The sequence below is a fragment of the Dehalogenimonas sp. THU2 genome (assembly GCF_039749495.1).
GTDB lineage: Bacteria > Chloroflexota > Dehalococcoidia > Dehalococcoidales > Dehalococcoidaceae > Dehalogenimonas.
The window spans coordinates 104,269-113,738 of sequence record NZ_JBDLLU010000006.1 but is presented as its reverse complement, the minus strand read 5'-3'; the positions used below and the strand labels follow the sequence as shown (position 1 = coordinate 113,738).

General features: G+C 52.3%; 8 protein-coding genes. 6 read left to right on the top strand and 2 right to left on the bottom strand.

Translation table 11 applies throughout. From position 1 onward, the window contains the following. Positions 1 to 443 (bottom strand): tyrosine-type recombinase/integrase (locus ABFB09_RS04830; protein WP_347000315.1); only part of this gene is annotated, 443 nt, incomplete at its 3' end. A gap of 279 nt (positions 444 to 722) precedes the next feature. Beyond that, on the bottom strand, positions 723 to 2,000 hold the full coding sequence (locus tag ABFB09_RS04825; RefSeq protein ID WP_347000313.1) for a glycosyltransferase family 4 protein: 1,278 nt from the start codon (positions 1,998 to 2,000) through the stop codon (positions 723 to 725). A 241-nt stretch (positions 2,001 to 2,241) separates the two neighbouring features. On the opposite strand from ABFB09_RS04825, the gene ligA reads away from it, so the two are divergent. The 6 genes from ligA to ABFB09_RS04795 all read left to right on the top strand — a co-directional run bounded on the left by ligA (position 2,242) and on the right by ABFB09_RS04795 (position 9,379). Next, complete coding sequence (ligA, locus tag ABFB09_RS04820) at positions 2,242 to 4,308, top strand: NAD-dependent DNA ligase LigA (protein WP_347000312.1); 2,067 nt, start codon at positions 2,242 to 2,244, stop codon at positions 4,306 to 4,308. Then, on the top strand, positions 4,308 to 4,889 hold the full coding sequence (pth, locus tag ABFB09_RS04815; protein ID WP_347000310.1) for an aminoacyl-tRNA hydrolase: 582 nt from the start codon (positions 4,308 to 4,310) through the stop codon (positions 4,887 to 4,889). Before ligA ends, pth begins: the two co-directional genes overlap by 1 nt. A gap of 104 nt (positions 4,890 to 4,993) precedes the next feature. Further along, positions 4,994 to 5,350 (top strand): PH domain-containing protein, encoded by a 357-nt coding sequence (locus tag ABFB09_RS04810; protein WP_347000308.1) that lies wholly within the window; start codon positions 4,994 to 4,996, stop codon positions 5,348 to 5,350. A 49-nt stretch (positions 5,351 to 5,399) separates the two neighbouring features. After that, a complete protein-coding gene (locus tag ABFB09_RS04805) occupies positions 5,400 to 6,698 on the top strand; it encodes a DUF1015 domain-containing protein (RefSeq protein ID WP_347000306.1) in 1,299 nt (432 codons plus the stop codon). A gap of 82 nt (positions 6,699 to 6,780) precedes the next feature. Then, positions 6,781 to 7,065: a DUF503 domain-containing protein gene (locus tag ABFB09_RS04800; RefSeq protein WP_347000304.1), complete on the top strand. Its 285-nt coding sequence runs from the start codon at positions 6,781 to 6,783 to the stop codon at positions 7,063 to 7,065. 1 nt (position 7,066) lies between these two features. Beyond that, the gene (locus ABFB09_RS04795) at positions 7,067 to 9,379 is read left to right on the top strand and encodes a DEAD/DEAH box helicase (RefSeq protein WP_347000303.1); all 2,313 of its coding nucleotides are present in this window, start codon (positions 7,067 to 7,069) and stop codon (positions 9,377 to 9,379) included. The last annotated feature ends 91 nt before the right edge of the window (positions 9,380 to 9,470 follow it).

Here is a 9,470-nt window from a genome sequence, read left to right as displayed (position 1 = left end):
GTTTGGTCAAAGTCTTCATACTTGAGATTGGTCAATTCAGAGATACGCAATCCGCTATCAAGCAACACTGAGAGTATTGCTTTATTCCTGACATCGTACATGGTTTTACCCTCACACGCCTCAAAAAGTCGCTGAATTTCGGTTGTGGCAAGAGCTTGTATCACCTTCTTTTCCTGTTTAGGTGGTTTGATGAAGCTGTAGGGGTTGGTTGAGATTAAGTCTTCTCTTTTCAACCAATTAAAGAATGTTTTCATAGAACGATAATAGATGTGAACGGTGCTAGGACTTGCCTTACGACACGCTAAGGGGTGGGAACTATCCCAACGGTGGGTTTCACTGGTCAAATACCAAAGGAATTCTCTGATGTGTGTGGTATTGATTTGATGAACCTGAGTTGGGAAGTTGTGTTGCTCAAAGAACCAGACTAGATTGTCCAGAACCATCTGATAGACCTCAATGGTTTTAGGGGATTTGTTTTCACAGCGACAGTTCAGGAGATATCCTTTGACTAAGGATTGGAGCGAGTCCAATGGGACGAGATGGTTGATAGTTAGTTGGTCTACAGCGTTTTGTACCATGTGGTTTTGACATTGGAATTACGTTTGTCTCAGCTTTGAGAAATAGGGAGCTGATATTGAGCTAGTAACTTCCAAGCAGGTTGTCGCGAGTTCGAGCCTCGTCGCCCGCTCCACCGTCCGCAATCAGATAAACTGTTGACTTTGCTATGAAGTCATGCTTGGTTCTTTAACGCCGGAAACCTTTCCCACCAACCCCTTAAGAACTTCATCCCATGTGTAGCGTTGGGCGGTTTGCCTGGCGGCGGCGCGGATTTTATTCGCATGAGTTTCGTTCCTATCAAGATATGAGACGTATTCTTCAATTTCTAGGGGATCACAGGATTCAAGTACAACCGCGTTGTCCAGATGGACAGCATAATCCTCACCGGTTCCTCCGGTAAACGCTACCCCGCCGGCGGCCATGGTTTCCAGACCGACGAGGCCAAAGGGTTCATGCCGGCTGTTAGCCAACACCGCGTCCGAGGCGTTGTATAAGACTTTCAATAGGTTCGGGGTACAATGGAACCTCATGTTTACCACATCGGCATCTTCCGCAGCTTCCCCGATGGCATCCAAGCATTCAGCGGTGCCAGAACCGCCGGCGAAGGCATCTTTGACCTTAAGGCCAGAGTGGCGGGCATTGTAGATGACCTCTTCCCCGAACGGCTCGATGCCACCGCGGGCCAGGAGAAGCGCTTTTTTACCTTGTTTTTTAAGTCTTGCCGTCGCTTCGACAGCTTCGTTCCAGCCCTTGGTCGGGTCATAACGAGCCACCTTGGTCATCACCACATCGCGTTTAACCTCCGACCTTAATCTGGCGGATTCCCCGGTATCAATTTCACGTAGCAATTCCTCCGGGATGCCATTGGGGATGACCAGGGAATTGATACCCTTTTCACGCATAACATGCTTCATATACCGACTGACGGTGGTGATGGTGGAATTGGCAGTGAGCCTTGTCCAATCGATTCGGTCGAATCCGAAGGTGTTATTGGCGTTCCACAGGATATCTGTTTTGTCCCGGAGTCCGTGATCGTGGAGTTGTTCACTCAAGCGGCAAACGGTTTCAGCGGTATGCCATTCTTCCGAGAGAATTACCACACGGTCATCCCGGCTTAATGCAGGTTTGATTATATTTTCGATGACGAATGGTGGTATCGAACGACTGAAGTCTTCGACCTTTTCGTTCTCACCCTGGTAGACGCCGTTGGGGCAATTTTCACTGATCCATTGGCACCAGCGGTGAAGCGTCAGACGGGTCTCGGGCACGGTCTCCTGTCCCTGTTGTTTGGGGTCGCCCACAAAGAAAAGGTGAGTGTCAAATTTGTGTCCCAGGCTTAACGACATGTTGGATGCCCGGGCGCCCAATCCGCCTGCCAGGGAATACCTGTCCGGTCCTTCGAATGAAAGCACCACGAATGTTATGTTATTTTCAACCGCCATCACCCTTGCTCCAAACCGAAAAATTTCTGTTGCTAGCCGAAGGGAATGAGAATATAACTCAAGCCAGTAGGGCAGCGCTTGCTTAACATTATGACCGTAATAGAATGGTGAATGGTATTCGTAGATGTACGTAAAGGTGATGCATTTTTTGCGTAATTGTTAAAGGGTTTGGTCAAAAGGAATACTAGGAACACGGAGGTATCCACTGCCACAATAGTTATGATATAACATTATCACAGCTATGACAGACTTCTTACATGCTCATGAGCGGGTGCTGGAGTTGCGGCGCCAAATAAACCACCATAACCATCTGTATTATGTCCTCGATGCGCCTGAAATTTCCGATGAGGAATACGATGCTTTGCTCCGCGAGTTGCAACATCTCGAAACAGAGCACCCGTCATTGGTTACGGCGGATTCACCGACTCAACGGGTCGGCGCGGAGCCATTAAAAGCCTTCGGTATCATCAGGCACCGTAAACCGCTGCTCTCGCTGGGCAACGCTTTCAATAAAGAGGAACTCCGCGATTGGCACAAGCGCGTTATCAAACTCTTACCGGGGGAGGATCTCCGTTTCGTCTGTGAGCACAAGATGGACGGCCTCGCGGTAGCCCTGACCTATGAGAACGGAAGCCTGGTCACCGGAGCGACCCGGGGCGACGGTGAAGAGGGTGAGAACGTGACGCAGAATCTGCGCACCATCCGAAGTCTGCCGCTTGCGGTGCACGGTACAGCGCCGGAACGATTTGAGGTGCGCGGTGAGGTATACCTGCCCAAAGCCAATTTTGACAAGCTCAATAAGGAGCGGGAGAAGGAAGGGCTTCCCCTATTTGCCAATCCCCGCAATGCCGCCGCCGGCTCGGTGCGGCAACTGGATCCCAAGGTAACAGCCCGCCGCCCGCTGGATATTTTCATCTATATGCTCGGCTGGGTGAATAACGGCGAGATGCCGCAAAGTCACTGGGAGGCTTTAAACCTGGTCAAGGAATGGGGCTTCCGAACCAATCCCAACAACAGACGATTCGACACCATGGATGAAGTCGAAAAATTCTATGACGAGTGGCTGGAGAAGCGGGAAACACTGCCATACGAAGCTGACGGTATCGTAGTCAAGCTGGATAACCTGGTACAGCAAGAGAAACTGGGGGCGGCAGGCCGCGAACCACGATGGGCTATTGCCTTTAAATTCCCGGCACACCGGGCTACAACCCAGTTGAAAGATATCGGTATCAGCGTGGGACGCACCGGCACATTGAATCCTTATGCCATACTGGAACCGGTATTTGTGGGCGGGGTGGTCATCAGGCAAGCTTCATTACATAACGAAGATGATATCAGACGCAAAGATATCCGTATCGGCGATACAGTGGTCATCCAGCGGGCGGGAGACGTCATTCCACAAGTGGTGGGACCGGTGTTGGAAAAGCGCAGGGGCAATCCGCCCGTTTTCAGTATCGAGGACAAACTGCGAAGCGCTGATGGGAAAGCCCGTTGTCCGGTGGAGGGTTGCGGGGCTGAAATAGTCCGGTCCGAAGGTGAGGCGATGTACTATTGCCCCAACGCCGCCTGTCCGGCCCAGCTCGCGGAAAAATTGGAGCATTTCGTATCACGACCGGGAATGGATATCCGCGGCGTAGGGGAGCGGTTAGCGGTGGCCTTTTTAGCCGAGGGATTGGTCAAGAACATCGCCGACCTTTATGACCTTGAAGCCGAGCGATTGGCTTCCCGTGAGGGCATGGGAGAAAAAAGTGCTGCCAATATCATTTCCGCTATCGGAAAGAGCAAGATACGCCCGCTGCCGAATGTCATTTTTGCCCTGGGTATCCGGCACATAGGCGAGGAGAACGCAGCCATTTTGGCGCGTGAGTTCGGTAGCCTGGAAGCCCTGGCTAAAGCGGAGCGGGAGAAACTTGGCGGTATTCCCGGCATAGGCGACAAGATCGCCGACAGCGTCATCGAGTTTTTCGGTCAGCCGCAGAATCAGGAGATTGTCAAACGTTTAATCTCGGCACTTCAGACTCCACCCGTTTCGATGCTTAAGAAAGAAACGTCGCTATTGGGGGGCAAAGAGTTTGTTATCACCGGCACCTTGAAGACGATGAGCCGGGAACAGGCCTGGGAAAAGATACGGGCGGTTGGTGGAGTGACCAAACCTAATATCACAAAAAACACACGGTATCTTGTCGCTGGTGAAGAGGCCGGATCCAAGCTGGAGAAGGCCAGAACTCTGGGTATCGAGATCATCTCCGAAGTTGAATTGCTGGCGAAGTTGAAACCATCAACCGACCCGCAACCGAGGTTGCTCTGATGAAACTTATCATCGGATTAGGCAACCCGGGACGGGAATACTCGGGAACACGACATAATATAGGGTTCGCTGTATTGAGCTCCCTGGCCCGGAAGCACGGCATCAACTTCGACAAACGATGCTGCCACTCACGCGCCGGTGAAGGCCGCATTGCCGGGCTGGATGTGGCGCTGGCCAAGCCGCAGACTTATATGAACCTTTCCGGTGACGCCGTGGCCGCACTGATGCGGCGTTATCGGGTCAAGATCGGCGATATCGTCGTCATCCAAGATGATTTGGACCTGCCGCTGGGACGCATCAGGATACGGGCGGGCGGCAGCGCCGGGGGGCACAATGGTCTCAAATCGATCATAGCGTCTACCGGCTCAACCGAGTTCTCCCGTTTGAAGATCGGCATCGGACGGCCGGAAACCGCAGGCACACCGGGGCGATACGTGGTGGATCACGTTCTCTCGGATTTTGATGCTATAGACCGGAAAATTGCCGACGAGGCAGTAACCCGGGCCGTCGAGGCGATCGAAGTGATGATTGAGGACGGTCTTGAAGCAGCTATGAACCGCTTCAATCGCGTAGAAAATTAACCATGCGTTATCCCTCAGCCAAAAGCGCGGGTTTCGGTTTGTTAATCTGGGGGATCATTGTTCTGCTCGCCGTCTCTATGATCATCATACCCGGAGAATATCGGATGGCTGCGGTTATCGGAGGGGTCGCCGGTATCGGGTTCATGCTCTGGGTCTGGTTTGGCGCCTACTACGAGTTCAGGAATACTTACCTGCTGGCGCGGATGGGACCTTTCTTTGAGCGAATTCCATATGTCCGTATCACTTCGGCAAGACCGTTCAAGGGTATGATCTCATCCATGGCTCTATCGAGCAATATGATAGAACTCCGCCATGGTAAGAACTATATTACGGGCACCACTTACGTATCACCGGCGAACCAGGAAGGCTTTTTGATAGAATTGAAGACACGGTGTCCGAATCTCGCTGATACCTCGGGGAATGATGAAATACGATTACGGCAGTTGAAAGGCAATTGGTAATCGGGTAAACTAACGGTTTTCCGCCTTATCACGAAAGAAGGGATTATTTATGGCCGACGTCCGTTCCTTTAACGCTATACGCTACAAACCTGCCATCGAAAACATGACTGCGGTTATCTGCCCTCCTTATGATGTTATCGGGCCAAAGCAGGAAGAAGAACTATTAAAAAGCAGCCCGCACAATTATATCCGCATCGAGTATTCGAAGGCATTGCCGGGGGATGACGACAGCGAGAACCGATATACCCGTGCGCTCACGTACCTCGAATCATGGCTCAAATCCGGTGTATTGCAACAGGACGAAACCCCGGCGTATTATCTCCATGAACACACCTTCAGCTACGAAGGCCAGACAGCGCGGCGCCGTGGACTGTTCACCCGGGTGAGGCTGGAGGAGTGGGACAGGATGATCGTCCGGCCTCATGAAAAAACTCTTGCCGGTCCCAAGAGGGACCGCATCAAACTTATCAGTACACTTGAGGCCAACACCAGCCCAGTTTTCGGTTTGTATCAGGATGAAGAAAGATCGATTGCCGATATCATCGAGCAAGTATCCGGCTGGCCGGAAACGCTGGAATTCACCGGGGAAAACGGAGAGTTCCACCGCCTGTGGATGGTGAACGATGTGACGGCGGCGGCAGCCATCGAGAGGTCATTTATAGAAAAGCCGATCTATATCGCGGACGGCCACCACCGCTACGAAAGCGCTCTGGCATATCGTAACGAGAGTTATGCCGCCAACCCGGATATTCCGCGTGATGCCGCTCTCAACTTTGTGATGATGTCGCTGACCGATATGGCCGATCCGGGGCTGCTTATACTGCCGACACATCGTCTGGTCAAAGGCCTGCCGGTGGAGAGTATCGAATCTTTGACCGGGCGGCTTGGTGAATACTTCGACGTCGAGCGATTCGACTTACCCGGTGGCTGGCAGCAGATCGACCCGCTGATGGGCGAGCAGAGTTCCCGGTTTTTCGTTTACGGCTTGAATGGTAAAGAATTGTTGAGTCTGACGGTAAAAGATCCTGCCATCGTCGAACTCCTGATGCCCGCGGATCATACCGCAACTTATAAAGGTATGGATGTAAGCGTGGTGGACCACGTGGTGCTGGAAAAGATTCTTGGTATGAACGCCATGGACGAGGAACGTATCGCCTATGACCATGATCGTGAATCCACAGTGTCTCGGGTGGAGTCCGGTGAGTTCCAATTCGCCTTTATCCTGAAGCCGGTACGGCCGGAGACGATCCAGTCCATTTCCGATGCCCGCGACCGCATGCCGCGCAAAAGTACGTACTTTTATCCTAAATTGCCGTCGGGGATCGTATTATATCGATTGAAAGACTAGTGATCGCCGGTCAGCATCGGGTTCTGTTGAGCGAACCCGTTCCCCTAGTTGATATGAAGTGAAGCCACCATTGAGGTCGAATATGAATGTTGGCATACTGCAATTCAGCATAAGACTACCGGAAAGCCACTCTCTGAAAGAGAAAAGGCAGGTAGTAAAATCCCTGGTGGCACAACTCCATAACCGGTATAACGTTACGGCTGCCGAGGTGGATGATCAGGATCTCTGGCAGACGGCCGCCATCGCCGTTGCCTGTCTCTCCAACGACAAACGTCATACCAACGAAGTTCTCAGCAAGGCACTCTCCTTCGCGTCGACGTTCGATCTGGAAATGCTTGAGTCGAGTATCGAAATAATAGATATCTAGTATGAACACTCAGGAGTTTGTCGCCTATCTACAAGCCACGTCGGACATGGCAAATCAGATGGCGCATCTTGAACAAATCCCCTCCCGGCCGGCGGAATTCGGGGCACTCGATACCCCTATGGATCCAAGGCTATTGGCCTGTCTCCAAGCTCATAAATTGTGGCCGCTTTACCGCCACCAGGCGGATGCGATGAATGCCGCCGTCAGGGGTGAAAACGTCTTTATCGCTACTCCGGCGGCCTCAGGTAAAAGCCTGGGATACTATTTGCCGGTGTTAGATTCGATGTTGAGAGATCCCAACGCTACGGCGCTTTACCTATCGCCGACCAAAGCGCTGGAACAGGACCAGAAACGCCATATCACCGAACTGTTTTGCCCGGATATCATCCACCGGAACGAGTTCGATACTTTCGACGGCGATACACCGGGTTTCGATCGTGCCACGATACGCCGGGAAGCGCGCTTCATCCTGTCCAATCCAGACATGCTCCACATGAGCATTCTGCCGAATCATCAGCAATGGCGGCGTTACCTGGCGAATTTGAGGTATATTGTCATCGATGAAGCCCATCTTTACCGGGGAATCTTCGGTTCTCACCTGGCGCTTCTTTTGCGGCGTTTGAGGAGAATCTGCGCTCGTTACGGGGCGCGGCCGCAGTTTATCCTAGCCTCGGCTACACTCTCCAATCCAAAAGACTTCGCAATAGCGTTGACCGGTGTAGATTTCACGATTATCGATACAAACGGCTCGCCCTATGGCGGCAAAGACTTTATATTTTGGAATCCGCCACTCACCGATCCTGCAAAAAGTCAGCGCCGAAGCGCCTCGGCGGAAGCCACGGTTCTCTTCGCTGACCTTATCGCACGCGGCATCCGCAGCCTGGCCTTCGCCCGGACGCGGCGCTTGGCAGAAGTGATATATGTCCATGCCAGGGAACGGCTATCAAAGATCGCACCCGAAAAAACCGGCCGTATCAAGTCGTATCGGGCGGGCTATTTGCCGGAAGACCGCCGCAAGATCGAACGGGAGCTATTCGGGGGGCTTTTAGACGGTGCGGTAGCGACATCCGCACTGGAACTGGGCATCGATATCGGCTCACTCGACGCTACCGTACTCACGGGTTATCCGGGATCGGTAGCCTCGGCATGGCAGCAAGCGGGGCGCAGCGGCAGACGGCAACAACGTTCACTTTCGATTTTGGTTGCCCGCAATGATCCGTTGGACCAGTATTTCATGCGACACCCGGAGTTTTTCTTCGGACGTTCGAATGAAGCCGCGCTGTTGAACCCGGATAATCGATACATTGCCTCAGGCCACATCTTGTGCGCCGCCTGGGAGATGCCTCTCTCGATGAGGGATGAGGTGTATTTCGGCACCGGCTACATCGAGCGTCTGACCGAATTGCTCAACCAGGGGCTCCTGAAAGAGCGCCGCGGTCATTATTACCTGACTGCCGATATCTCTTATCCCGCGAGAGAATTAAGCATCCGTGGTACCTCGGGAAAGGAATACACCGTGTTTGACGGCGGCACGGGCGCATTGCTGGAAGTCCTGGATTCAGCCACCGCTTTCTTTCAACTATTCCCCGGAGCTATTTACCTGCACCAGGGAGAAAGCTATATTGTCCGCGCGTTGGATACCGACAGTCGCATCGCACGCGTCGAAGCGACCGAAGATACGTATTACACCGAGGTAAAAGACATTACCGAACTATCGGTAAAGAAGGTTCTACGATCGAGTTTTGTCCGAGGTGTGCCGGTGTATCTTGGAGAAGTGGAGGTCACGGTCACGGTCGTCGGTTTCAAGCGCAAGGCTCAATTTACTGAAGAAGTGCTGGGTGAAGAGCCTTTATCCCTGCCACCTCAACGCTTCGAGACTATAGCCTTGTGGTTTGAGATACCGGAAAGGCTGGCGCATCAGGTCGCTAATCCTTCGATTGAACGGGATTTCGCCGGAGGATTGCATGCAATGGAACACGCCGCAATCGGGATTCTACCGCTTTACGCATTATGCGACCGGAATGATATCGGCGGTCTGTCAACTCCTTTGCATCCCGATACCGACGCGGCGACCATTTTCATTTATGACGCCCATGCGGGAGGCGTCGGCATCTCGGAGAAAGGTTATGAGATGATGATACAGATGTGGGAAGCCACCCTGAAGGTGATCGAAGAATGCCCCTGTGAATCAGGCTGTCCGGCCTGTATCCAATCACCCAAATGCGGCAATAACAACGAACCACTCGATAAAGCGGCAGCGCAGGATTTATTGCGGGGATTACTTGGAATGACCTCAGTTCGCGATCAGCTTTGAATAACTAACTTGTAATTGATATAATAAAATCAACCTCAAGTTATGAAATTCACCTTCCTTAATAGCTCATCGAAACTTCCAGAGTTATATC

Coding starts and splice junctions, on each gene's coding strand:
- ligA (WP_347000312.1), top strand. CDS start 2,242: ATGACAGACTTCTTACATGCTCATGAGCGGGTGCTGGAGTTGCGGCGC.
- ABFB09_RS04795 (WP_347000303.1), top strand. CDS start 7,067: ATGAACACTCAGGAGTTTGTCGCCTATCTACAAGCCACGTCGGACATG.
- pth (WP_347000310.1), top strand. CDS start 4,308: ATGAAACTTATCATCGGATTAGGCAACCCGGGACGGGAATACTCGGGA.
- ABFB09_RS04805 (WP_347000306.1), top strand. CDS start 5,400: ATGGCCGACGTCCGTTCCTTTAACGCTATACGCTACAAACCTGCCATC.
- ABFB09_RS04825 (WP_347000313.1), bottom strand. CDS start 2,000: ATGGCGGTTGAAAATAACATAACATTCGTGGTGCTTTCATTCGAAGGA.
- ABFB09_RS04800 (WP_347000304.1), top strand. CDS start 6,781: ATGAATGTTGGCATACTGCAATTCAGCATAAGACTACCGGAAAGCCAC.
- ABFB09_RS04810 (WP_347000308.1), top strand. CDS start 4,994: ATGGCTGCGGTTATCGGAGGGGTCGCCGGTATCGGGTTCATGCTCTGG.